The sequence below is a fragment of the Kitasatospora sp. NPDC059646 genome, assembly GCF_042734615.1.
Classification (GTDB): domain Bacteria; phylum Actinomycetota; class Actinomycetes; order Streptomycetales; family Streptomycetaceae; genus Kitasatospora.
The window spans coordinates 113995-137184 of the sequence record NZ_JBHWDS010000015.1; the positions used below are offsets into that span (position 1 = coordinate 113995).

The 23190-nt window shown below is 75.6% G+C and carries 25 protein-coding genes; 9 read left to right on the plus strand and 16 right to left on the minus strand.

The window, feature by feature from the left end:
• Positions 1-316: 316 nt before the first annotated feature.
• Positions 317-1537, plus strand: coding sequence for an esterase/lipase family protein (locus tag ACFV1L_RS13535; RefSeq protein WP_380365493.1), 1221 nt, complete (start codon positions 317-319; stop codon positions 1535-1537).
• A 236-nt stretch (positions 1538-1773) separates the two neighbouring features.
• On the opposite strand, the gene ACFV1L_RS13540 is transcribed toward ACFV1L_RS13535, so the two are convergent.
• The 3 genes from ACFV1L_RS13540 to ACFV1L_RS13550 all read right to left on the minus strand — a co-directional run bounded on the left by ACFV1L_RS13540 (position 1774) and on the right by ACFV1L_RS13550 (position 4356).
• On the minus strand, positions 1774-2358 hold the full coding sequence (locus ACFV1L_RS13540) for a hypothetical protein (RefSeq protein WP_380365495.1): 585 nt from the start codon (positions 2356-2358) through the stop codon (positions 1774-1776).
• A 229-nt stretch (positions 2359-2587) separates the two neighbouring features.
• On the minus strand, positions 2588-3250 hold the full coding sequence (locus ACFV1L_RS13545; protein WP_380365497.1) for a response regulator: 663 nt from the start codon (positions 3248-3250) through the stop codon (positions 2588-2590).
• On the minus strand, positions 3247-4356 hold the full coding sequence (locus ACFV1L_RS13550; RefSeq protein ID WP_380365498.1) for a sensor histidine kinase: 1110 nt from the start codon (positions 4354-4356) through the stop codon (positions 3247-3249). Before ACFV1L_RS13550 ends, ACFV1L_RS13545 begins: the two co-directional genes overlap by 4 nt.
• 451 nt (positions 4357-4807) lie before the next feature.
• On the opposite strand from ACFV1L_RS13550, the gene ACFV1L_RS13555 reads away from it, so the two are divergent.
• Both ACFV1L_RS13555 and ACFV1L_RS13560 read left to right on the plus strand, forming a co-directional pair.
• A complete protein-coding gene (locus ACFV1L_RS13555; RefSeq protein ID WP_380365564.1) occupies positions 4808-6391 on the plus strand; it encodes an alpha/beta hydrolase family protein in 1584 nt (527 codons plus the stop codon).
• 230 nt (positions 6392-6621) lie between these two features.
• The gene (locus ACFV1L_RS13560) at positions 6622-6966 is read left to right on the plus strand and encodes a hypothetical protein (RefSeq protein WP_380365500.1); all 345 of its coding nucleotides are present in this window, start codon (positions 6622-6624) and stop codon (positions 6964-6966) included.
• 34 nt (positions 6967-7000) lie between these two features.
• Here the strand turns inward: ACFV1L_RS13560 and ACFV1L_RS13565 are convergent, their stop codons facing one another.
• The 5 genes from ACFV1L_RS13565 to ACFV1L_RS13585 all read right to left on the minus strand — a co-directional run bounded on the left by ACFV1L_RS13565 (position 7001) and on the right by ACFV1L_RS13585 (position 9947).
• Positions 7001-7585 carry a TMEM165/GDT1 family protein gene (locus ACFV1L_RS13565; protein ID WP_380365502.1) on the minus strand — a complete coding sequence of 195 codons (585 nt, stop codon included), beginning with the start codon at positions 7583-7585 and terminating at the stop codon, positions 7001-7003.
• 405 nt (positions 7586-7990) lie between these two features.
• A complete protein-coding gene (locus ACFV1L_RS13570; protein WP_380365504.1) occupies positions 7991-8389 on the minus strand; it encodes a DUF2267 domain-containing protein in 399 nt (132 codons plus the stop codon).
• A gap of 279 nt (positions 8390-8668) precedes the next feature.
• Positions 8669-9073, minus strand: coding sequence for a DUF2267 domain-containing protein (locus ACFV1L_RS13575; protein ID WP_380365506.1), 405 nt, complete (start codon positions 9071-9073; stop codon positions 8669-8671).
• Positions 9070-9315 carry an STAS domain-containing protein gene (locus ACFV1L_RS13580; RefSeq protein ID WP_380365507.1) on the minus strand — a complete coding sequence of 82 codons (246 nt, stop codon included), beginning with the start codon at positions 9313-9315 and terminating at the stop codon, positions 9070-9072. Before ACFV1L_RS13580 ends, ACFV1L_RS13575 begins: the two co-directional genes overlap by 4 nt.
• A 197-nt stretch (positions 9316-9512) precedes the next feature.
• Positions 9513-9947 (minus strand): Hsp20/alpha crystallin family protein, encoded by a 435-nt coding sequence (locus ACFV1L_RS13585; RefSeq protein WP_380365509.1) that lies wholly within the window; start codon positions 9945-9947, stop codon positions 9513-9515.
• Positions 9948-10056: 109 nt separating this feature from the next.
• On the opposite strand from ACFV1L_RS13585, the gene ACFV1L_RS13590 reads away from it, so the two are divergent.
• Both ACFV1L_RS13590 and ACFV1L_RS13595 read left to right on the plus strand, forming a co-directional pair.
• Positions 10057-10743, plus strand: coding sequence for a hypothetical protein (locus tag ACFV1L_RS13590; RefSeq protein ID WP_380365511.1), 687 nt, complete (start codon positions 10057-10059; stop codon positions 10741-10743).
• 244 nt (positions 10744-10987) lie between these two features.
• Positions 10988-11758: a polysaccharide deacetylase family protein gene (locus tag ACFV1L_RS13595; protein WP_380365513.1), complete on the plus strand. Its 771-nt coding sequence runs from the start codon at positions 10988-10990 to the stop codon at positions 11756-11758.
• A gap of 109 nt (positions 11759-11867) precedes the next feature.
• Here the strand turns inward: ACFV1L_RS13595 and ACFV1L_RS13600 are convergent, their stop codons facing one another.
• A complete protein-coding gene (locus tag ACFV1L_RS13600; RefSeq protein ID WP_380365515.1) occupies positions 11868-13049 on the minus strand; it encodes an MFS transporter in 1182 nt (393 codons plus the stop codon).
• A gap of 170 nt (positions 13050-13219) precedes the next feature.
• On the opposite strand from ACFV1L_RS13600, the gene ACFV1L_RS13605 reads away from it, so the two are divergent.
• The gene (locus tag ACFV1L_RS13605; protein ID WP_380365517.1) at positions 13220-13543 is read left to right on the plus strand and encodes an ArsR/SmtB family transcription factor; all 324 of its coding nucleotides are present in this window, start codon (positions 13220-13222) and stop codon (positions 13541-13543) included.
• 28 nt (positions 13544-13571) lie between these two features.
• Here the strand turns inward: ACFV1L_RS13605 and ACFV1L_RS13610 are convergent, their stop codons facing one another.
• Entirely contained in the window at positions 13572-14114 is a 543-nt protein-coding gene (locus ACFV1L_RS13610) for a DUF4383 domain-containing protein (RefSeq protein ID WP_380365518.1), read from the minus strand.
• Between the two features lie 184 nt (positions 14115-14298).
• Between ACFV1L_RS13610 and ACFV1L_RS13615 the strand changes: the two genes are divergently transcribed.
• Positions 14299-15330 (plus strand): sigma-70 family RNA polymerase sigma factor, encoded by a 1032-nt coding sequence (locus tag ACFV1L_RS13615; protein WP_380365520.1) that lies wholly within the window; start codon positions 14299-14301, stop codon positions 15328-15330.
• Positions 15327-16379 (plus strand): MerR family transcriptional regulator, encoded by a 1053-nt coding sequence (locus tag ACFV1L_RS13620; protein ID WP_380365522.1) that lies wholly within the window; start codon positions 15327-15329, stop codon positions 16377-16379. The genes ACFV1L_RS13615 and ACFV1L_RS13620 overlap by 4 nt, the downstream gene beginning before the upstream one ends.
• Positions 16380-16423: 44 nt before the next feature.
• Here ACFV1L_RS13620 and ACFV1L_RS13625 read toward each other — a convergent pair whose 3' ends face one another.
• The 4 genes from ACFV1L_RS13625 to ACFV1L_RS13640 form a co-directional block, all read right to left on the minus strand.
• Positions 16424-17158, minus strand: coding sequence for a DUF1295 domain-containing protein (locus ACFV1L_RS13625; protein ID WP_380365565.1), 735 nt, complete (start codon positions 17156-17158; stop codon positions 16424-16426).
• Between the two features lie 166 nt (positions 17159-17324).
• Positions 17325-18614: a class I SAM-dependent methyltransferase gene (locus tag ACFV1L_RS13630; protein ID WP_380365524.1), complete on the minus strand. Its 1290-nt coding sequence runs from the start codon at positions 18612-18614 to the stop codon at positions 17325-17327.
• Positions 18611-19300 (minus strand): DUF1365 domain-containing protein, encoded by a 690-nt coding sequence (locus ACFV1L_RS13635; protein ID WP_380365566.1) that lies wholly within the window; start codon positions 19298-19300, stop codon positions 18611-18613. Before ACFV1L_RS13635 ends, ACFV1L_RS13630 begins: the two co-directional genes overlap by 4 nt.
• Positions 19301-19383: 83 nt before the next feature.
• The gene (locus ACFV1L_RS13640; protein ID WP_380365525.1) at positions 19384-20712 is read right to left on the minus strand and encodes an NAD(P)/FAD-dependent oxidoreductase; all 1329 of its coding nucleotides are present in this window, start codon (positions 20710-20712) and stop codon (positions 19384-19386) included.
• Positions 20713-21148: 436 nt separating this feature from the next.
• On the opposite strand from ACFV1L_RS13640, the gene ACFV1L_RS13645 reads away from it, so the two are divergent.
• Positions 21149-22372 carry a glycosyltransferase gene (locus ACFV1L_RS13645; protein ID WP_380365527.1) on the plus strand — a complete coding sequence of 408 codons (1224 nt, stop codon included), beginning with the start codon at positions 21149-21151 and terminating at the stop codon, positions 22370-22372.
• 41 nt (positions 22373-22413) lie between these two features.
• Here the strand turns inward: ACFV1L_RS13645 and ACFV1L_RS13650 are convergent, their stop codons facing one another.
• On the minus strand, positions 22414-22704 hold the full coding sequence (locus ACFV1L_RS13650) for a DUF427 domain-containing protein (RefSeq protein ID WP_380365528.1): 291 nt from the start codon (positions 22702-22704) through the stop codon (positions 22414-22416).
• A gap of 134 nt (positions 22705-22838) precedes the next feature.
• Positions 22839-23060, minus strand: coding sequence for a hypothetical protein (locus ACFV1L_RS13655; RefSeq protein WP_380365530.1), 222 nt, complete (start codon positions 23058-23060; stop codon positions 22839-22841).
• Between the last annotated feature and the right edge of the window lie 130 nt (positions 23061-23190).

The following is a 23190-nucleotide window of genomic DNA, read 5'->3' on the forward strand; positions in this document are numbered from 1 at the left end:
CCCCCTTCGTCGGACGATCACTGGAAGTGAACCTAGACGTTCAAGTCCGCTTCAAGTCAACAGACTTCCGACGGTGGCCCCGGCACGTCCACCCGTACCCGCCGAGCCGTCATCAGGGCCCGCCACGGCGGCGCCCGGGAAGAGCGGGCCGGAAGTCCCGCGTGCAACCTCATTCGTGGACGATCTCATGCCGATGACTCAGGAGCCGGGTCGTTCGGCCGGAACTGCCGCAGGCTCGCCAGTCGGTCTGTGCGGCCGACGGCCCCGGCGGTTCTCCGGCATCTGCCGGTCCCCCGTTCCTGGAGGTCACCCGTCCATGCGCCCCGCCAGTCGGCGGCGTGCGGCCCGCACCGTGTTGCCGGGTCTGCTCGCCGTCCTCCCGTTCACCGTCCTGCCGGCGGCACCCGCCGCCCACGCCGACGCCAAGCTCACCCACCGCCCGATCGTCTTCGTCCACGGCTACCGGTCCAACTCCGGCGTGTGGAGCGGGATGATCGGCTACGCCAGGTCCTACGGCTACCACTCCGACGAGCTCTACGCCTTCGACTACAGCGGCAAGACCCCGAGCGACACCCCGATCGAGGAGCTCGGCAAGGACCTCGCGCAGTACGTCAAGGACCAGAAGCTGCTCGACCGTTCCCCGGACGGCAAGATCGACATCATCGCCCATTCCATGGGCGGCCTGGTCGCCCGCGCCTACCTCAAGTGGGAAGGCGGAACGAGCGCCACCACGTCGTTCGTCTCGCTGGGAACTCCCAACCACGGCACGACGGCCGCCCACCCCTGGTGCGGGACCTTCGTCGACAAGCAGTGCGAGGAGATGGGCGTCGGCTCCGACTTCATCACGGCCCTCAACTCGGGCTCGGAAACCCCCGGCCCGACCCGGTACGCCACGTTCCGCTCCAACATCGGCGACGAACCGGTGGACGAGATGTGCGACAGCCTCGTCTGGGGCGGTTACGCCGCGACGCTGCAAGGCGCCGAGAACCACACCACTGCCTGCCTGGCGCACGGCGACTTCTACCACGACGACTGGACCCGCGAGAGGTCGCTGAACTTCCTGCAGGAGCCGTCCTGGCTGAGCGGCACCACCGTGACCCCCCGGCAGGTCTACACCATGTGCAACACGCTCGAACGGCTCGACGGCCCGGACCGCTGGAACGAGGCGTGGGTGCAGAACTGCCAGATCATCACCAACCGCGGCACCAGCGCCACCGTGATCCCGGAGATGCGCGTGCGCGGCTGCGGCTACCGCCGGAGCTTCCTCAAGATCTTCTACTACGCGAGCAACAGCGGCCTCTGCCAGGTCGACGTCGACGTGGAGGTCTACAAGGACTCCTCCCAGTGGAGCACCACCACGCCGAAGGCAGCACGGGAGGCGGACCGCGCCTTCAACATCACCGCCGGCCCGTTCGGCCCCGGCGGCCCGGGCGCCTTCTACTCGCGGTTCGACTTCCAGATCTGGGGTGACGGCAACGACGCGGGAGGCGAGAGGATCAAGGACGTTCGGGTGACGCCCACCACCGTCGTCCCCTGACGGCGCCGCCCGGCCCGGACCTCACGGCCCGGACCGTCCGGCGACGGCTGTCCGGCGGCAGGCCGCGGGTCGGGCGACCGGCTCGCGGCCTGCGCCTGCGTGGTCGTGCGCGTCGGAGCCCCGGTCGGACAGGTCGCCTCGTCCTGCCGGGGCTTCGGACTGCCGTCCGGTGCCCGCGCCGCCGAGCAGCACGCCCACCCGGCGACGTGGGCGCCGGAGGTCGCGGCGCCGCGCCGTCAGCCGGTGGCGCTCCAGCTGTGGGCGACGTCGATGACGAGTCGGTTGTCGAGCTGGAAGACCTCGAACGGCAGGCGTGCCCGGACACCCAGCCCGAACTGCGTCTCGCCCTCCAGGCTGCCGGCGAAGCGGCTGTCCACGAACGTGCGGTAGCCGGTGAGGTCGACGCCCGGCAGCGCGTCGCCCGAGCGGGCCGGGTAGACCTTCTCCCAGGTGGCGGGGTCGTAGGTGCTCGCGCCGACGACGATCTCCAGGACGGCGCCGCCGTTCACCGGGATCGGTGTGCCGGAGCCGGCCTGGTGGACGGTGTTGCCGTTCACGTAGTGCACCCGGTAGGCGAGCGGGTTCTCCGGCGAGGTGCCCGGGACGTCGACCACCAGGCGGTCGAAGCACTCGTGGGCACCGGTGCGGATGTTCGTCAGCGCCTGCGGCTGGTACGGGACGGTCCGGTCCTGCCGGTCGAGGCTGCCCCACACGGTCGAGCAGTCGGTCGTGGCGGTGACGGCCGAGGCCGTCGGAACCGCGGTCGCCGCCGCCCCCGCGGCGAGCACCACGGCAGCCAGCACGTTGGTCCACCGTCGCATGTCGTTCCCCCTTGTCCGGGTCGGCCCCAGCGGCCGGCCCGCACGTATCCACGCTCCGACGGACGGAAAGGTCTCGGGCGGGCGGCCGGGAAGCCGGTCGTTTCCGCGCGGCCGGACGGCGGACAGGACGACCCGACGAGCACCACCTCACGGACGACCCGCACCACCGCCGCACCTCACCGGCCGGAACAGCCGGCGGCCCCGGTGGGAGCGCCTCGCCCCGGCACCGTCAGCGCGGCGGCACGAGGCGGCTCTCGTGGGCGAGGACGACGGCCTGGACGCGGTCGCGGAGGCCGAGTTTGCGCAGGACGCGGCCCAGGTGGGCCTTGACGGTCGCCTCCGCGAGGCGGAGGGTCGCGGCGATCTCCGTGTTGGACAGGCCCGCGCCCACGTGGGCGAGGACCTCGCGTTCGCGGGCGCTGAGCCGGGCCAGGCGCTCGCCGTGGTCGGGGCCCGGCGCGGCGGCGAGGTGGGACCGGTGACGGTCGATCAGGCGGCGGGTGACCCGCGGGGAGAGCGCGCCGCCGCCCGCCGCGACGTCCCGGACGGCGGCGAGGAGCTCACCGGGACGGGTGTTCTTCAGCAGGAACCCGGACGCCCCCGCGGCGAGCGCGGCGAAGGCGTACTCGTCGAGGTCGAAGGTGGTCAGGACCAGCACCCTGCTGCCCGGGCAGGCGCGCACGATCCGGCGGGTGGCGTCGATCCCGTCCGTGCCCGGCATCCGCACGTCCATCAGGACCACGTCCGGCCGCAGACGGCGGGCGAGCTCGACGGCCTGCTCGCCGTCCGCGGCCTCGCCGACCACCGCCAGGTCGCTCTCCGCGCCCAGAACCGTGCAGAACGCCAGGCGCAGCAGCGCCTCGTCGTCCACGACCAGCAGACGGATCGTCATACCGGCACCGCCCCAACGCCGCCGACGCCGACACCGCCGTCGACACCGACGCGCAGGCACGCCCGCACCCGCCACCCGCCGCCCGGCAGCGGCCCCGCGACCAGCACACCCCCGTGCGCCTCGGCGCGCCGCCGCATTCCCGCAAGTCCCCTGCCCCCGCCCGCCGGAACAGCCTCGGCGGGCCCGGTACGGGCGGTCGCCTCGTCGGTGACGTCGACGGTCACCGTCCGGGCCGTGCAGCGGACGCGGACCTCGGCGCGGGCGCCGGCCGGGGCGTGCCTGAGGGTGTTGGTCAGGGCTTCCTGGACCAGTCGGTAGACGGTCAGCTGCACCGCTTGCGGCAGCCGGGCGCAGGGGCCGCGGACGTCGAGGCGGGTGGGCAGGCCCGCGGCGCGCATCCGCCGGGCGAGGGCGTCGAGGCCGGCGACGCCGGGCAGGGGGTGGCGCAGCGCGTCGGGGTCGTCGGCGTGCAGGATGCCCAGCGAGCGCCGCATGTCGGCGAGGGCCTGCCGGCCGGTCTCGGCGGCGCCGCGCATGGCCGTGGCGGCCGCGGCCGGCGCACGGTCCTGGGCGTGGAGGGCCGCGTCGGTCAGCGCGACCACCACCGACAGGTTGTGCGTGACGATGTCGTGCAGGTCCCGGGCGATCCGGGCGCGTTCCTCGGCGACGGCCAGCCGCGCCTGCCGGTCGCGGTGCGCCTCCAGGTCGGCGGCGCGCTCCCGTACGGCCGCGAGATGCGCCCGCGCGGTGCGCGCGTTCGTGCCGAGCGCCGCGGCGGCGACCACCGCCGCGGCCAGGGCCGCGAACGGCGCCAGGAACGCGCCACCGGTCGCCCACCGCACACTCGCCGCCAACGCGCCGGCTCCCGCAACGGCCACCGCGACGAACGCGGCCCGCCGGCCGGCGTACGCCGCCACCCCGTGCACGGCCGCCAACAACGCGGCGTCCGCCGGGAGTTGGATCCCCACCAGCCACTGCGCGCAGGCGGCCGCCGCCACCACCGCGAACACCGCCCGCGGCGCCCGGGCCCGCCACGCCAACGGCACCACCAGCGCAGCCGTCAGGGCCGCCGCCACCGGCACCTCGCTCGGCGCACGGCTCACCACGACGTGCCCCACCAGCCCGGCCAGCACCGCCCCCGGCAGCACCCACCGGCCCGGGGCCTCCGCGCCCGGGCCACCGGCAGCCCACTGTGCACCGCGCCACGCTGGACGGCGCGCGAAGGACACGCCGGAGGACGTGCCGGACGACGTGCCGGCACCAACGGCGGCCGTCCGCGTCATCGCTGATTTCCTGCCACTCGACACCTCACCGCGCCACATCTCGGCCGCTCCCGCCCCGGCGCGCGTACACAGCCGGGTGAGCGCCCGATCGGGCGCGCGCCCCTGGCCACGCTAGGGCCCCGCCCGGCGCCGCACATGCGCCCGACGGTGGAGCAGACCCCAGCGGCGTGCGACTTCAGGAGGAGACGCGGTGCCTCCCCGGGTCGCACCCCGCATCCCCCGCCGCAGTGCCGGGACGCCACCGCGGTGGCAGCGCGAGAACAACCGGCGGACGATGTGCCCGCCGGCCACCGACAGCCACGATGACCGGGTGATCGACACCATCACGGGACCCGACGCGTCCCCCTGGGAGCTTCTGGCGACCCTGGCCGCCGCCGCCCTGGTCGCCGCCCGCTGGCTCCCGGCCGCCGCCCGCATCCGCACCGCCCTCGGGGCGACCGCACTGATGACGGCGTCCGCGGCCTTCCTCGTCCCCGCCGGAATCCGCTGGCAACTGCTGCCGGTCCTCGCAGGCGCCGCTCTGGCACTGCCGTCCGCACTCTCCCCCGTCCTGCGACCGCTCCTCGCACCACGACTCGCACCCCTGCTCGGACCGCTGCTCCGGCCGCTGCTCGAACGGCTTCCCGGCCGGCGCGGCGAGCGATCGGCCCGGAGAGCGCCGCGGGCGCGGCGGGCCCGGCGGTGGTTCGGGCCGGCGGGGTCGGCCGCGTGCGCAGCCCTGATCGCCACCGGCCCCGCGGCGGCATGGGCGTTCCCGATACCGGACTTCCCCCGGCCGTCGGGACGGTTCGCCGTCGGCACCCGCGTGCTCCAGTGGACCGACCCCGCCCGGCCCGAGACCTTCACCCCCGACCCCGACGACCGGCGCACCGTCGTCGTCCAACTCTGGTACCCGGCCCGGCCCGCACCCCCGAATGCTCCCCGGGCCCGCTACCTCGGGCGGACCGCGGAGGAAGCACGCACCGTCCGCGACGCCCTCGCCGACGGGGCGGGACTGCCCGGCTTCCTCCTCGACGGCGCCACCCGCGCCCGTACCCGAGCCGTGTTCGACGCACCGCCCGCCGATGGAGGCGGACGCTTCCCCCTCGTGCTGTTCTCCCCCGGGTCCAGCGGAGCCCGCACCCAGAACACCGCCTGGGCCGAGGAGTTGGCGAGCCACGGCTACCTGGTCGCCGCCGTCGACCACCCGTACGACTGCGCGGCCGTGGTGCTGGACGACGGACGGACGATCCGCTCCGCGACCGCCTCCAGTGGCGACCGGGACACGGACGAGGCACTCGCCGCCCAGTGGACCGCGATCCGCGCCGCGGACCTCCGGTTCGTCCTCGACCGGCTGGAGAGCCTCGACCACGGCGAGCGCCCCGGCGACCCGCTGGCCGGACGCCTCGACACCACCCGTGCCGCCGTCGCCGGACACTCGATGGGCGGCGCCGCCGCCCTCCAGGCCGCACGGAACGACCCCCGCTTCACCGCCGCCCTGGACCTCGACGGCTACCCCCACGGCCCCCTCACCCCCGCCCTCCACCAACCCGCCCTCGCCCTCACCCAAGCGCCCAGCGCCGCCACCGACCCCCGCTACCTCCCCCGGCTCGACCAGGCCCTCACCGCCACCACCGCCACCGCCTACCGCCTCACCCTCCCCGGCACGACCCACCTGACCTTCACCGACAGCCCCCTCTACCTCCCCCCGCTCCCCTCCCTGACCGGCACCCTCGACCGAACCGAAGCCGTCCCCGCCGTCACCACCACCACGCTCGCCTTCCTCGACGCCGTCATGACCCCCACCCCCGGCGACCCCGCCCCGGCCCTCGCCGCCCACGGCGACCTCACCACCCACCAACCACCCGCCCGGCCCTGACACACACCGGGACGGCGGACGCCCGGACGCCGGGCAGGGCGGCACCGGAAGGCGGCCCGCGGACGGTACGGCGGCGAACGCGCTCCAGGTGCTCGCCGGCGTACCGTCCGCGATGCCCGCTTTGCCGAAGCAGCAACGGACTTTGCCTGCCGGGTGCGGTCTGCCGCATCGTCGCTGGCACAGGGACTCCGAAAGCCCGCCCGGGCTTCCCTGGTCTTCGAGGAGCGGCCATGAATCCCCCGTCCGTGCACCGGCGGGCTCTGATCACCTGGTTGGCGATCTATCCCGGCATCACCGTGCTGTCGGTCCTGCTCGGACCGACGCTCGCACCGCTGCCCGTCTACCTCCGGACCCTGGTCCTGACCGCGATCCTGGTCCCCACCGCCGTCTACGTGCTGGTGCCCGCCCTCCTGAAGGCCAACGCCGCGCTGACCGGGCGCCGCAGGGCCGTCGGTCGCAGCGGCGGCTGGCGAACTGTCCGTCCCGTCGGACGGACGCCGGGGACGGCCACCGTCGACCCAGCCGCCCCCGAGCGAAACCGAACCCCGGCAGCAGGCGCCCCCGCACGCCGGTGACGGCGCCGGGGGCGGCTGCACGGGAGTGCGGCGTTCAGGAGGCGAAGGCCTCGATGACGGACCACAGGGCCAGGCCCGCCATGCACACGCCGCCGATGCGCTGGACCAGCCGCAGCGGCACCCGCTTGGCGATGAAACGGCCCGCGAGCAGCGCCAGGGCGGAGACGGACATCAACGCGGCGGCGGAACCGATCGCGGTGGACAGCACGCCGTTGGCGGCGGCGAGGTTCGCGGTCGTGATCTGCGTGAGGTCGCCCCACTCGCTGATGAACACCGCCATGAAGGCCGTGCTCCACACCGGCCAGAAACCGGTCACGGTCCGGCCCGCCGCGTCGGCGTCGTCGTCGTCACCGCCGCTGCGGAGCAGGACGAATGCGCCGAAGCCGAACAGGGCGGCGGAGACCAGCTTGACCGCGACGTTGGGCAGCAGGCCGATGACGCTGCCGGCGCCGACCGCGATGGCCACGTGCACGATGAACGCGGTCGACGTACCGAGCCACACGTACAGCGGGCGCATGCGCGTGCCCATGGCGAGCGAGGCGAACATCGTCTTGTCGGGAAGCTCGGCGAGGAAGATCAGGCCGAAGGCGGTGACGATCGCCAAAGGGTCGAGGGACATCCAGGGGCTTTCTGATTCGACCGGGCCCAGAGCCCGGCACGTACACCCCACGGCAGGCGGGTACGGGAGGACCACTCGACCCGGCATGACGGAAAACGGCCGCCGCGGGGCGCGACTGCCGATCATGCCTGGCCGAAGGTCTCGTCCACCGCGACGCCCACCGGCGTCCGCGGCCCGGCGACCGGGCCGACCGCCGGAGGCGGGCGGCCAGTATGTCGACCTGCCGGTATTACGGGACTACTCCCCTTCGCGGCCGCCACCTTACCGGTAGTCGACCACCATCCGAAATCCCCGCTGATCACGGTCGGCCGGCAAACGGTCGGCCCCGGCCGAACCCGGGCCCCGCCGCGCCCCCGCGTCGACGGAGCCGCCCGACGGGCCCGCCCGCGCTTCGTCCGGACGGCCTCAGGCGACGGCGGCCAGGTCGGCGCGGCCGAACAGCAGGGCGTAGCCGCGGGGCAGGCGGGCGAGGAGGCGGTCGGCGAGGTCGTCGCCGGCGAGGGCGGTGAGGGCGGCCAGGACGGAGGAGGCGTCCCAGCGGGCGGCCGTGAGGCTGGTGCCCAGGGTGTGGGCGAGGCCTTCGACGAAGGCGGGGGCGGTGACGGGACGGGGCAGCGGTATCTGGGAGGCGAAGACGGCGCGGGCCCGCGCGGGCAGGGCCGCGGCGAGGTCGCAGCGTTCGTCGCCGGTGAGTTGGGAGCCGAGGAGGGCCAGGACGGCGTCGAGGACCCGTTCGGCTTCCTCGTCGGTGGGGTAGCGGCCGAGGGTGCGGACCTGCTGGAGAAGGTGGCGGTAGCGCGTCATCACCGTGGGGCCTTCCAGGGGGCGGCCGCCGGCGGCCCGGCGGCGCGTGACGGGTGGTCAGGGTCGTTCGCCTGCGGTCGGACGGCCGAACAGCAGGCCTCGGGCGGCGGCGACCGGAGCAGGAGACGCCCCGCTCGGGCCGCCGCCGGCACGCCCGAGCGGTGCTCAAGGCCGTTCATCTGCGGGAGGGAGGACGGCCGGACAGCAGGTGCCGGCCGGGTCGGCCGTCGGAGCGGCACGCGCCGCGCGAGGCCGCCGCCGGCGGAGTGTGGAGGGTGGTCAGGGCCGTTCGCCCGCGGTCGGACGGCCGAACAGCAGGTCGTAGCCGGGCGGGAGTTGGAGCAGGATGCGCCCGGTGAGGTCGTCGCCGGCGGCGTCGGCCACGGTGGACAGGACGGCGCCGATGTCCCACAGGGCCGTGGCCTCGGTGGCGCCCTCGATCCACGCCGCGGTCGCGCGCACGAAGCGTTCCGGGCTGAGCGGCTCGGCGGCCTGCAGCGGGTTGAGCAGGACCAGGGCCATGGTCTCCGGCAGGCGGGCGGCCAGTTCCGCGCGCACGTCTCCGACCAGGTGGGCGCCGAGCAGGGCCAGGACGACCCGGGCGACCCGCTCGGCCTCTTGCGGGGTGTCGTACTCGCCGCGTTCCCGGACCTCGTCCAGGAACGGCTTCCATCGAAGTGTCACCGCGGTTCTCCCTCCGTCCCGAAGCGGGGGCCGGCGCGACGGCGCCCGGTCCGGTCGGGGCCCGACGGGCGGGCCCGGCGCAGCCGGTGAGTTCGAGCAGCCGGACGACGCGGCGGCCGGCCGCGTGCGAGGACGAGGCGCCCGCCGCTGCGGCCGGCCTGGTTGCGGCCCCGGACGAGGGCGCCCGGGCCCGCGCGGTCCATGAACGTCACCTCCGACAGGTCGAGCACCACTTCCCGCACGACGAGCCGCTCCGGCCGCTCCGGCCGTTTCCCCGGAAGGGCGTTTCCCCGGAACGGCGAGCGGGTACGGCGAGCGGATCCGTCCGGCCGGGGCCGGCCGGCGGCCCGGGGTGGTCCGGCCGCCCCGTTTCGATCGAAGGGGAGAGACCGGGGGCGGCGCGGAACTGCACCGGGGGCCGGCCGGGCCCGGGGTTCGGTCAGGCCTGGATCTGCTTGCGGTCGCCGCTGTGGTTGATCGCGACCTTGCGGGGCTTGGCCTTCTCGGCGACCGGGATCGTCAGGGTCAGCACGCCGGCGTCGTAGTCGGCGGTGATCCCGGCGGGGTCGAGGGTGTCGGACAGCATGACCTGGCGGGAGAACACGCCGAGCGGGCGCTCGGACAGCTCCCACTTCACGTTGTCGCCCTCCTGGCGCGGACGGCGCTCGGCCTTGACGGTCACCATGTTCCGCTCGACGTCGATGTCGATCGCGTCCGGGTCCACACCGGGCAGGTCGAAGCAGATGACGTACTCGTCGCCTGCGCGGTAGGCGTCCAGCGGCATCGGTGCCGGACGCGACCAGGTTCCGGTGCTGCCCAGGAACTGCTGGGTCAGGCGGTCCAGCTCGCGGAACGGGTCAGTGCGCAGCAGCATCGCGAAACACCTCCATTGATCGAACGGGTGCCAGTGCGCTTCACCTGACACCTTTGTAGCGCGTCATCCATCCGATGACAAGTCGCGTTGTCGTCTATAGAGTGACTACATGAGTGAGAAGTCCCGCAGACCCGCCGCCGGCCCTCCCCGACCGCACGGACCCGCCTCGTTCCTGGCCGCCGCGGCTGCCCTGGCCGCCATCGACGACGCCGTCCGCACCGCTCAGGACCAGGCCGCCCCGCCCGCCGGCGCCGCCGACCGGCACGAGGGCCCCGAACAGGCGCTGGCCGCGCTCGTCCTGCTGCGCGAGCTGCGCACCGAACTCGCCGGCTGGGAGGCCGGCCTGGTGGAGACCGCCCGCCAGGCCGGCGCCACCTGGGCCGACCTCGCGCACCCCATGGGCGTCGCCAGCCGCCAGGCCGCCGAGAACCGCTACCTCCGCCTCAAGCCCGCCATCGGGGCACCCCACGCCGCAACCGGCGCAGAACGCGTCAAAGCCGTCCGCGACCGCCGGGCCGCCGACCGGTCCGTCACCGCCTGGGCCCGCGACAACGCCGCCGAACTTCGCGTCCTCGCCGCCCGTCTCACCACCACGCCCCTCCCGCCCGAGGCCCACTCCGCCCAGACCGCCCTCACCGCCGCCCTCGCCGCGCCCGACCCCGCCGACCTGATACAGCCCCTCACCGCCATCCGCCCCCACCTCGACGCCCACCACACCGAGCTCGCCACCCGCCTCGACACCCTCACCGACCACACCGCCCGACTCCGCCACGACAGCAACCGACGCCGCACCTGACCCGGGCCCGTGCGGCGCGGGTGGGGCAGATTCGGTCGTACCGGCCGGTCGATCCGGGACGGACGGCGCGGCGGGAGGCACGAGACCGCGGGTGTCGGGCGCGCTTCGGCCGGGAGCGCGCAGCGGGCAGGCGGCCAGTCCCGTCCCGGCCTCGCTGGTGGCCCCGGCGGTCGGCGGAGCGCCCCCGGAACCCCCGTACCGGGCGCGGGGAAGGCGGGCGAAGGCGCAAATGTAGGGTTGCCCGATGAAGCTGGCGAAGAGGCGACCGAGGTTCTACGTCCTGCTGTGCGTGGCGGTGTTGGCTGTCGGGGCGCTGGTCACGGTGGCGGTGGTCCGCAGTTTCGCCATGGTGACGGTCGATCCGGGGCAGGCCCGGAAGCGGGCGAAGGCGGGGCCGGTGGCGGGGCAGGTGGACTGCTCGCGCCGCAAGTGCATCGCGTTGACGTTCGACGGCAGTCCCGGGGAGCCGACCGAGCGGGTGATGGACCTGCTGGCGCAGCACCACGCCGCGGCGACGTTCTTCCTGGAGGGGCGGGACATCCACGCGCATCCGGAGGTGGTGCGGCGCATCGCGCGGGAGGGGCACGAGATCGGCGACCACACCTGGAACCACCCCCGGCTGACCGAGGCGCCCGACGCCACGGTGCGGGAGGAGCTCGTCCGGACCGCGGACGCGATCGAGGAGGTCACCGGTCGGCGGCCCACCCTGATGCGCCCGCCCGAGGGCCGCACCGACGACCGGGTTTCCCGGATCTCGCGGGAGCTCGGCATGGCCCAGGTGCTGTGGACGGTGACCGCGCAGGACTACGCGACCGAGGACGCCGCGCTGATCGCCGAGCGCGTCCTGGACGGCGCCGCACGCGACGGCATCGTCCTGCTGCACCCGCTGCACAGGGGCACCGTGCCCGCGCTGCCCGCCGTCCTGGACGCGCTCGACAACCAGGGCTACACCTTCGTCACCGTCGGCCAGCTCCTCGCCCCGGCCACCGCGGAGCCCGGCACCATCTACAGGTGAGCGCCGGACGGGCGGTGGCCGTCCGCGCGGGCCCGGCCGGTGGAACAGCGTCGTCGGCCCGGCCCCGCGGGGCGAACCGCCGACCACCCTTCCCGCTGGGGGCGCCTGCTCACGCGCGGACGGGCTCCGGCGCCGGGCGCGGCGAACGGGATGCCCGCTCGTCGCGGGTGGTCGCCGCGGCCACCGCGCACGCCGCCACCGCGAGTGCCGCCGCCGCGAACGGGAACCAGCGCCCGCCCAGCAGGGCGATCGCCGCGGACCCGGCGACGCCGCCGGCCGCCGTGCCCAGGTACAGCGCGCTGCTGTTCAGCGAGATCAGCAGCGGCGCACTGCCCGGATCGATCGACGCCAGACGGTGCGGCAGCGCCACCGACACCGCCCATCCCGCCAGCGGCACCACCAGCGCGTAGCCGAGCGCTCCCGTCATGGAGCGCCCCAGCCAGGGCAGCGCGGCGAACGCGCCCGCCGCCACCGTCGATCCGGCCAGCAGCACCCGGCGCACGCCCAGGCGGTCCACCAGGCGCCCGCCCAGCCAGCTGCCGGCCACCGACATCACTCCGCTGGTCAGCAGGATGACGCTCAGTCGGCCGCCGTCGCCGCCGGTCGCGCCCGAGACGGCCATGGCCAGGTAGATGTAGACGCTCTGGAAGGCGAGGAAGAACATCAGCGTGGTGGCTGCCGCGCCGAGCACCCGCCGCCGGCCCAGCGGGGCCAGCCGCGCCCGCAGGGTGGTGGCGGCGGCCGGCGAGGGCAGGTCGCGCAGGAGCAGCGCCAGGCCGGCGAACGCGGCCAGGCCCAGGGCGGTGACCAGCCACATCGTCAGCCGCCAGTCGGTGCGCCCCACCCAGGTGCCCAGCGGTACGCCCAGCGCGGTGGCCACCGTCATGCCGCCGAGCACGACGGCCAGCGCCCGCCCTCGCCGTTCGGGGCCGACCAGGGTGGTGGCCACCGCGTTGGCGGTCGGCGTGTAGAGGGCGGCGCCGGCCGCCGCCAGGACCCGGGTGGCCAGCAGCAGCCCGTAGGTGGGGGCGAGTGCGCTGAGCGCGTTCGCCGCGGTGAACACCGCGAGCGCGGTGAGCAGCAGGTTGCGGCGCGGCCAGCGGGCGGTGAGTGCGGCCAGCACCGGTGCCAGCAGCGCGTAGCCGAGGGCGAAGACCGTCACCAGTTGGCCGGCGGCCGGTACCGACACCCCCAGGTCGGTGGAGACCGGGCCGAGGATGCCGGCCACCACCATCGAATCGGTGCCCATGGCGAAGGTGCCGAGGGCGAGCAGGAGCAGACGTACGGGCACGGGGACCCCCCGGGGTGCAGGACACGGTTCGGCGGACAGGTGCGCGGGACCGCTCCACGGTCTGTTGGACGGACGTGAAACAGTTGGACGCTCGTCAAACATTCGGGGATGGGTGGATGATTGTCAAACAATCACCGTCCCGGCCCCCGCCCCGAGGAGTCAGCGCCACCGTGACCGACACCGAGCGGCTTCCCCAGCCCGCCACCGCCGACATCGACCTGGTCACCGTCCTGCACGCCCTCGGCGACCCCGTCCGGATGACGCTGCTCCTCAGCTACGCCGACGGCGCCGAGCACTCCTGCGACCCCGGCGGCCTGGGCCTGGACCACCTCCACAAGTCGACGGTCTCCCACCACATGCGGGTCCTGCGCGAAGCCGGCGTCACCACCACCCGCGTCGCGGGCCGCAACCGCTTCGTCAGCCTGCGCCGCACCGACCTCGACACCCGCTTCCCCGGCCTCCTCGACGCCCTCCTCGCGGCCGCCACCCCCTGACACCGCCCCCGGGCGGCCGGGCAGCGGCTCACGCCGGACCTCCGGGCAGCCCGGCCGGACCGGTCGGGCGGGCCGGGCCGGTGAGGGCCGCGGGGCCGTCCTGCTCGGCGGGCCGGGGGTGACGGCGGCGCCAGTACGGGTTGTCCAGCGGCAGCCTGCCGCTGACCCGGCCGTACATGCCGAGCGCGGCGACCAGCAGTCCCATGGCGAAGCTGAAGAGCACGTTCGGGATGCGGAACGCCAGGACGTTGGCCGACGAGTCCAGCAGCGCGAGGTTGACGAAGCCGCTGAGGACGAACAGCGTGCCGACGGCGATGTTGACCGTGGAGGCCACGGTGCCGCCGATCAGCGCGCCGGTGACGAGCACCAGCGCCGTCACCACCGACACCAGGCTGAGCAGGCCGTTGCTGGAGAGTCCGGCGATCTGCCGACCGCTGGTGGTGAAGAACGGCAGCCCGTCCGCGAGCCCGAGGCAGCCGAAGACCAGCAGGGCCGCCCCGCACAGGGCGGCTCCGGCCCGGTGGATCCGGGAGAGGCGGCGGTCGGCGGGGAGTTCGTCGTGCAGTTCCATGATCCGCTCCGTTCCGTTCGGGCCGGTCCGACGCGGCCGGCCCTCTCCCGGAGCGTGGCGCGCGGCCCCGGCGCACCCCAGTCGCAGCGGTACCGCAACGCTTGGGACGCCGATCCGGTGCGGCAAACCGCTGCACAAACGCTCCGACTGGGTCCGCCGGGGCGATTCGCTGCACGGTGACGCTGTGAGTACCCCCACGAGGACCGGACGGAAGACGGGCTCCGACGGGTGTCCCGGCCCGGGGCCCCAGGAACTGCCCGCGCTCCTGCGACGGGTCGCACGAGGTGACGAGGCCGCCTTCGAGCAGCTGTACCGCGCGGTGGCGGGGCCGGTGCTCGGAGTGGCGCTGCGGACGCTGCGCAGCCCGGCGCACGCCGAGGAGGTCGCCCAGGAAGTCCTGCTGGAACTGTGGCGCACCGCCGCCGCGTACCGGCCCGAGCGCGGATCGGTGTGGACCTGGGTGCTCACCGTCGCGCACCGCCGGGCGGTGGACCGCGTCCGGTCCGTCCGGGCGTCGGCCGAACGCGACCTGCGGGCCGGGCTGCGGGAGACCGCGGTGAGCGACGCGCCCGAGGAGCAGGCGGTCCGCTCCCTGGAGGGGCAGCGCGTCCGGTTCGCGCTCGGGCAGCTCAGTGCGGTGCAGCGCGAAGCCGTGGTGCTGGCCTACTACGGCGGCTACACGCACAGCGAGATCGCGCACGCGGTCGGCGTGCCGCTGGGCACCGTGAAGACCCGGATCCGTGACGGGCTGATCCGGCTCCGCGCGGCCGTCGCGTTCGACGCCGGGCCGGCCGGACGGGCGGCCCGGCCGCGCGGGCCGGCGACGACCGAAGCAGGCGCCGGGCCCCGGACGAAGCCCCGCCGGAGCCGGGAGCCGGCCGACCCGTCCGGAGCGCCCGGCCCGGCTCCGGCCAGGACCGGGCGGACCGGTCCTCGGCCGAGTGGTCCCGCGACGCGCCCGGCAACGGCCGGCGCCCCGTCCGCGGGGCCCGGGTCCACTACGGTCTACAGGGCTTCCCCGCAGCAGAAGGACGCCATGACCGCCGCCCACCGGAGCACCGCCCGCGCCGTGCCCCCGGCCGTTCTCCCCCGGACATCCGAACGCCGTCCGACGCGCCCGGGCCTCCCGGCCCCGACCACGGTCGAGCGGCCCGGGACCGCCGTCACGGGGTCGCGCCGCACGGCCCCCGGCGCCGGAAGGGCCACCGAACGGTGACCCCGCTCGCCCCCGGGCAGGACCGCCCCGTCCCCGCCGCCGCTCCGGACCCGCTGCGGGACGCGGGCCTGCCGACCGGGGGCGTGGCCCGGCGGCTCGGCGTGTCCCCCACCACCGTGCGCTCCTGGGAACGCCGTTACGGCATCGGTCCCGCCCACCGCGAGCCCGGTCACCACCGCCGTTGGAGCCCGCAGGACATCGCCGTCCTGGAGACCATGTGCCGCCTGACCGCCCGCGGAGTCCCACCCGCCGAGGCCGCCCGAGCGGCCCTGGCCGAACGCTCCACCGCCCGGGACACGGACACCGCCACCGACGGTGCGGACTCCCCGCTCCCGGAGGCGGCCACGGGCTCCCCGGGCGGTGACCGTCCCGGCCCCGGCCCCGGCGGAGGCCGGGCGCTGCGGGTCGGAACGGTGCGCCCCGAGTGCCGCGGCCTGGCCCGGGCGGCGGTGCGGCTCGACGCACCGGAGGTCGACCGGATCCTGCGGGAGGCGGTCGAGGGCCTCGGGGTGATCGACGCGTGGAACCAGGTGATGATGCCCGCGCTGCGCGCCGCCGGTCGCAAGTGGGCGGCCGACGGCGAGCAGTACGTCGAGGTGGAGCACCTGCTGTCCTGGCACGTCTCCGGCGTGCTGCGGGGCGCGGCCGTGGCGAGGGGACCGCTAAGGCCCGTGCCGCCGGTGCTGCTGGCGGCGGCGCCCGCCGAACTCCACACCCTCCCGCTGGAGGCCACCGCTGCCGCGCTGACCGAACGCGGCCTGCCCTACCGCATGTTGGGGGCCGCCGTGCCGCCGAGGGCGCTGCTGGACGCCGTCCGGCGGCTCGGTCCCCGCGCCGTGATGGTCTGGTCGCAGGACCGGCGCAGCGCGGACCGCGAGCTTGTCGCCCGGGTCGACGCGCTCCTGTGGGGCGGGCGCGGCTCCCGCAAGGGGGCGCTGGTGGTCGCCGCGGGCCCGGGATGGGCCCGCGGCCGACCGGCCGTCCGGGCGGCCGTGCCCCGCACCCTCGCGGACGCGGTCGATCTGCTCGAACGGACCGTCACCGGCTGACGCCCCGAACGCGCCCGCCCGGCACGGCCGTTGGGCCCGCGGGCTCAGCGGCGTGGCGGGCGGGGCAGAAAGCCGCTGGTGCGGGCCGCGTAGGCGTCCCAGCCGGGCTTGTCGGAGCTGAGGTGGCGCTCCAGCAGGGGTTTGCCGCTGCCGAAGGCGAGCAGGTAGGTCATCAGGACGGGGCTGAGGACGAACGCCCAGCCGACCGGCTCGGCGGCGGCGAACAGGAACAGGGCCCACCAGACGCAGGCGTCGCCGAAGTAGTTCGGGTGCCGGGTCCACGCCCACAGGCCGCGGTCCATGACCCGGCCGCGGTTGGCCGGGTCGGCCTTGAACCGGGCCAGCTGCCAGTCGCCCGCGGTCTCGAAGAACATGCCGACCGCCCACAGGGCGAGCGCGGCGGCGGCGAGCGGGCCCAGGGGGGCGGTGAGGTACTGGGCGGCCTGCACCGGCAGGGCCACCCACCAGACGATCGCCGCCTGCAGCAGGTACACCATGCGCAGGGCGTAGGCGTCGCGGCGTCCGCCCGGGGCCTTGGCGAGCATCCGGTCGTAGCGGGGGTCCTCGCCGTGGCCGCGCGAGCGCCACCGGATGTGGGCGGACAGCCGCAGGCCCCAGAGCGTGACCAGGACGGTGACCAGCAGGCGCCGTCCCGGGTCGCCGTGGCCGGCGGACAGGGCGTGGCCGGTCCAGGCGACGGCGGTGAACGCCAGGCCCCAGGCCACGTCGACGCCCCGGTGGCGGCCCGCGCGCACGCCCGCCAGGAACGCGAGGAGCATGACCAGGAGGGCGGCGCCGGCGGTGGCGAGGAGGTTGACGGCGAAGGCGGCGGCGTTCACCGGCACCGCCCCGGTGTCCGGCACCGGCCGGCCGGACGGCGTTCCGGGGCGCGCGGTGGGGGCGTTCGGCCGGCGGGGCGGGCGGGCGGGGCGGCGGGGTGCGGGGTCATCGCGCGGGCTCCGGGCGGGTGAGGAGGATCTGCCGGACGTCGAGGTAGCCGGCGGCGAATCCGGCCTCGGAGTAGGCGAGGTACAGCTCCCACATGCGCCGGAAGACCTGGTCGAAGCCGAGGGCGGCGACCTCATCGGCGCGGGCGGTGAAGCGCTCGCGCCACAGCCGGAGGGTCTGCGCGTAGTGCGGTCCGAAGGAGTCGCAGCCGGCCACGCGCAGGCCGGTGTGGCGGGCGGTGGTCTCGCGGATGGCGTCGAGGGAGGGGATCTGTCCGCCGGGGAAGATGTACTTGAGGATCCAGGTGTGGGTGCCGCTGCTGGCGAGCATCCGCTCGTGCGGCATGGTGATCGCTTGCAGGGCGGCGCGCCCGCCCGGTGCCAGGACGCGGTCGACGGTGGCGAAGTAGGCGGGCCAGAACGGCCGGCCGACCGCTTCGATCATCTCCACGCTCACCACCGCGTCGTACTCTCCGCGGACGGAGCGGTAGTCGCACAGCCGCACCTCGGCCCGGTCCGCGAGGCCGGCGTCGGCGATCCGCCGCCGGGCGAGGGCCTGCTGTTCGGTCGAGAGGGTGAGGCTGACGACGCTCGCGCCGCGGGAGGCCGCGCGCAGGGCGAGTTCGCCCCAGCCGGTGCCGATCTCCAGCACCCTGCTGCCCGCCCGGACGCGGGCCAGGTCGAGGAGCCGGTCGATCTTGCGGTGCTGGGCGGCGGCCAGGCCGTCCCACGAGGCGAGGGGCGTGCCGTCCCGGGAGGTGGGGAAGACGGCGGCGGAGTAGCTGAGGGTGGGGTCGAGGAAGAGCGCGAACAGGTCGTTGGACAGGTCGTAGTGCCGGTGGACGTTGGTGCGGGCGTTGTCCGGGGTGCCGAGTTCGGCGGCGGGCGGGCGCCGGACGTAGAGGCGGCGCAGCCAGTGGGTTCCGGTGGGGACCAGCGTGTCCGGGGCGGTGGCCAGCTCGGTGAGCAGGGCCACCAGGTCCGGGGAGTCCCAGTCGCCGGCCTGGTAGGACTCCCCGAAGCCGATCAGGCCGCCCTCGCCGATCCGGTGGAAGAACGCGTCCGGCCGGTTCAGGCGGAGCACGGGCGCGCCGGCGGGCGCGGGTGCGAGCGGCCGTCCGTGCGGGAGTTCGATCCGCAGGCCGCGGCGGCGGGCGATGCGTCGCAGCAGGAGCCGTGCGGCGGCTGCCCGGAGCGGTGCGCGGGGGACGCGGGCCACGTCGGGCCAGTGCCGGGGATCCGCCGTCGTGGGCGCGGCGGGTGCGAGGACGTCGGCGTGCGCGGTCATCGGGTCTTCTCCGTGGGGGCGTGGTGGGGGCGGGGGTGGACGGGCAGTCCGCGCAGCCACAGCCGCGCGCCCTGGTAGCGGATGTGGGCGCTGACCGCCGATGTCGACAGCGGGTGCCGGGCGGCGGCGCGCAGCAGCGTGGTGGTGCGGGCCGGGCGGCGGGTGCCGTTCACGGTCGCGGTGAACGGCCGGCCGCCCGCGCGCTCCAGGTGGACGGTGAGGGCCAGCCGTTCGCCCGGCACGGGCAGGGACAGCCGGTAGCGGCCGTCGACGGGGAAGAACGGGGAGACGTAGAACTCCTTGTCCGTCTCGGCGCGGCCGTGCCGGTCGGGGTGGAGGAGGTAGCGGTGCCGCTGCCCGTAGGTGTTGTGGACCTCGGCGATCGTGCACAGGGCCCGCCCCTGGCGGTCGTGGCACCAGTAGACGGTGAGCGGGTTGAACACGTGGCCCAGTGAGCGGGCGTGGGCGAGCATCAGGATCCGGCCGCCCGTGGCGTCGATGCCGGCCGCGTGCAGGTAGCGCTCCAGGTCGTGCCGGGCCGCCGGGCCCGTGGGACCGGTTTCGGGGAACGCGGCCAGCCGGCGCAGTGGCCGTGGGACGGCCGGCGGACGGTCGAGGTCGATCAGCCACAGGTAGGTGCGGTGCGTGAAGGCGTTGCGCAGCGGGGACGTGCGCACGTGGGTGATCCGGCATTCGTACAGCGCGGCACCCCACGGTTCGGGCAGCGCCGGTGCCGGGCGCGGCGCGGTAGGGGGGTTCGGTTGCGCGGTCACGGTGCGGCCGCCCCGAGCAGTGCCTGGGCGGCGTCGAGGCCGGAGCGGCAGCCGTCCTCGTGGAAGCCCCAGCCGTGGTAGGCGCCGGCGAACGCCGTCCGTCCGGTGCTCAGTTCGGGCAGGCGGGCCTGGGCGGCGACGCTCTCGCGGGTGAAGATCGGGTGCTCGTACACGGTGCGGGAGACGACGTGCTCGGCGGCCACGGGCCGGTCGGGGCTCTCGTTGAGGGTGACCAGGTAGTCCTCGGCGGTGTCGAGGCCGAGCAGGCGGTTGAGGTGGTAGGTGACCTTGACGTCGGTGGAGCGGCTGGAGCAGTCGTCCGTCCGGTAGTTCCACGACGCCCTGGCCCAGACGGCCCGGGGCAGGTGGGTGGCGTCGCGGTGCAGCACGGTGGGGTTGCGGGAGTACCGGAAGGCGCCCAGCAGTTCCTTCTCGGCCGGGGTCGGGTCGGCGAGCAGGGCGAGTGCCTGGTCGGCGTGGGTGGCCACGACCACGGCGTCGGCTTCGGCGGTACGGCCGTCGGCGCAGGTCACCGAGACGCCGTCGCTGTGGCGGCGGACGGCGCGGACCGGCGCTCCGCGGTGCACCGCAGTCAGCTTCTCGGCGATCCTGGCGACGTAGGTCTGCGAGCCGCCCACCACGGTGCGCCAGGTCGGCGAGCCGAGAACGGACAGCATGCCGTGGTTGGCCAGGAAGGCGAACAGGTAGCGCGCCGGGTAGTCCCCCGTCAGGTCCGGTGCGCACGACCAGACCGCGGCCACCACCGGCGTCATGAAGTGCTCGACGAAGTAGCGGGAGAAGCCTTCGGCCGCCAGGAACTCGCCCAGTGTCGGGTCGCCCGCGGCGGGGTCGGCGAGCAGGGCCCGGGCCCGGCGGTGGAAGCGCGGCACCTCGGCCAGCATCCGCAGGTAGGGGCCGCGCAGCAGCGCGCCGGGCTGGGCGATCAGCCCGGCGGGGCCGCGCGCGCCCGCGTACTCCAGCCCGCACCCGCCGCAGTGCACCGACATGCTCATGTCGCTGTCGCGGGTGGTCACCCCGAGTTCGCGGAACAGCGCCACCAGCTGCGGGTAGGTCCGCTCGTTGTGGACCAGGAATCCGGTGTCCAGCGGCACGACCCGGCCGTCCGCTCCGATCACCCGCTGGGTGTGGGCGTGCCCGCCCAGCCGGTCGTCCGCCTCGTACAACTCCACGGCCGCTCCTGCGCGTTGCAGCCGGTAGGCGGCCGTCAGGCCGGCGACTCCGGCTCCGATCACGGCCACGGTGCCGCGGCTCGCCCGGCCGGTGCGCCACGGCGCGGTCGTCGTCTGCCGGGTGATTGCCGGCATGGTTCCCTCCCTCTGGACGGCGAGGGCACCGGGGCGCGCCCTCCCTCTGCCCCACGTTCGGCGCGCTCGGGCCGGCGGATTGGTCCGGGCGCGCGCGGGGCGGGCCGGGCCTGCCGCCGGCGTCGCGGTCCCGGCGCGCCCGCCCGCGGACAGCGCCGGTCACCCGATCCGCCCCGGGCGCCGCGCGGACCTGTCGTCAGTGGCGGACGTCTCGTCAGTGGCCGGGCGGGGGGCGGGAGTTCGGTGGCGGGGGCCGGGTTCCTCACGGCCGCCGGGAGGGTGGTGCCGGATCGGCTGCGGTGCCTGCTCGCGGCTCCCGCGCCGGACGTCCCTCCGGTTTCACCATACCGCGCCGGCGGGGGCTTGCCGCAAGGCCCGGGCGAGGGTGCAGAATCGCCGACTCAACCCCCCTCACCTGCGAAAACGGGAGTCGAACATGCGCGTGGTACTGACCTCCTGGGGATCTCGCGGAGACATCGAGCCGCTGGCCGCGCTGGCGGCGGAGCTGCGGGCGCGCGGCGCGGAGGCGGTGGTCTGCGCCCCGCCCGACGAGGACTTCGTCGCGCTGGTGGAACGGGCCGGTGCGCAGCTGGTGCCGCTCGGCCCGACGGTGAAGTCGATCGTCGCCAACCCGAAGCCGCCCACCGGGCAGGACGCGTTCAAGCTGGCTCCCGCGCTGGTCGAGGCCCGCTTCGAGACGCTCGCGGCGGTGGCGGCCGACGGCTGCGACGCCGTCCTGGCGACGGGCCTGATGCCGGCCGGCGCGCGGGACGTCGCCGAGAAGCTGGGCGTCCCGTACGTGCTGGCCTGCTTCCACATCGCCGGGCTGCCCTCGCGGCACTTTCGGCCGGGGCGCCGGCCGGGCACCCCGTCCCCGGAGGGCGAGACGGACTACGCGGTGCTGTGGAAGCAGGACGCCGAGCGCGTCGACGAGCTGTACGGCGCTGCGGTCGACCGCGGGCGTGCGGCCATCGGGCTGCCCCCGGTGGCGAACGTCCGCGACCACGTCTTCACCCGGCGCCCCTGGCTGGCCGCGGACCCGGTGCTGTGCCCGGCGGCCGGGATGACCGAACTCGACCCGGTCCAGACGGGCGCGTGGATCCTGCCGGACGCCAGGCCGCTGCCCGAGGACCTGCGGGCCTTCCTGGACGCGGGCGAACCGCCGGTGTACGTCGGCTTCGGGAGCATGGCGGCGTACGCGCCGGAGGACGTCGCGCGGGCGGCCGTCGGGGCGAGCCGTGCGCACCGGCGGCGGGTCGTCGTCGGAAGCGGGTGGGCGGGCCTGGGCGCGGTGGACGACGGCGCGGACTGCTTCGTGGTCGGCGAGGTCAACCAGCAGGCGCTGTTCCGGCGGACGGCCGCGGTCGTGCACCACGGCGGTGCCGGCACGACCACCGCGGCGGCCCGCGCGGGGGCGCCGCAGGTGATCGTGCCGCTGATCGCCGACCAGCCCTACTGGGCGGCCCGGGTCGCCGAGTTGGGCATCGGGACGGCGCACGCGGGCCCCGCGCCGACCGTCGAGTCGCTGACGGCGGCCCTGGGCGCCGCACTGAGCCCGCAGGTGCGGACCCGGGCCGCGGCGGTCGCGGGAACGGTCCGGGCGGACGGCGCCGCAGTGGCCGCCGACCTCCTGCTCGACCTGGCCGGACGCTCCCGCTGACCCCGTCGGCGGCGCGCCCCGGACGGCCGGACCCGGGCGCGCTACTCGGCGGTGACGACCTCCACCCCGCGCCAGAAGGCGACCCGGTCGCGGACGTGCTCGGCCTCCGGCTTCGGCTCCGGGTAGGACCAGGCGGCGTCGGGGTTCTGCGCGCCGTCCACCGAGACCGTCCAGTAGCGGGCGGTGCCCTTCCACGAGCAGACCGTCGTGGTGTCGCTGGGCACGAAGAACTCCCGGTTCAGCGACTCCGGGGGGAAGTAGTGGTTGCCCTCCACCAGCACCGTGTCCCCGGACTCGGCCAGCACCGCACCGTTCCACACCGCTCGCACCATTCGTGCCACCGCCTTCCCTGCCCGGCCGACTCTGCTCCGTCCCTCCGTCAACTCCCCGCGCCGGCAAGCCATTCCGCACCGCCGGATGCGGCCCGGCGAATCCGCCGGGCCGCGTCCGGGGGCCCGACGAGCCGTCAGCGGTGGCAGGCCGCCGCGAGGAGCGGCAGCAGCAGGAGCAGCACGGTCAGGCCGAGGCAGGCGCAGCCGCCGGTGCGGCGGCCGGTCTCGACGTGGCCGGCCGGGGCGGTGCCCGGGTGGTGGGCGGCGTAGTGCTCCAGGTGTCGGCGCTCGGCGTCGGCGGGGTCGAGCCGGGGCGTGCGGTGGCCGCACTCGTCGCACCAGTAGCGGTGTGCCACGTCGATTCCTCGCTCCGCGCTCCTCGGGGGCAGTGATCGTGGCGCGGTCCGCGCCGGACGGACAGGTCGGGGGGGCCCCCCGGCCCGGGCCGGGGCCCCCCCCACGGGGCCCCCCCCACCGGACAGGCGG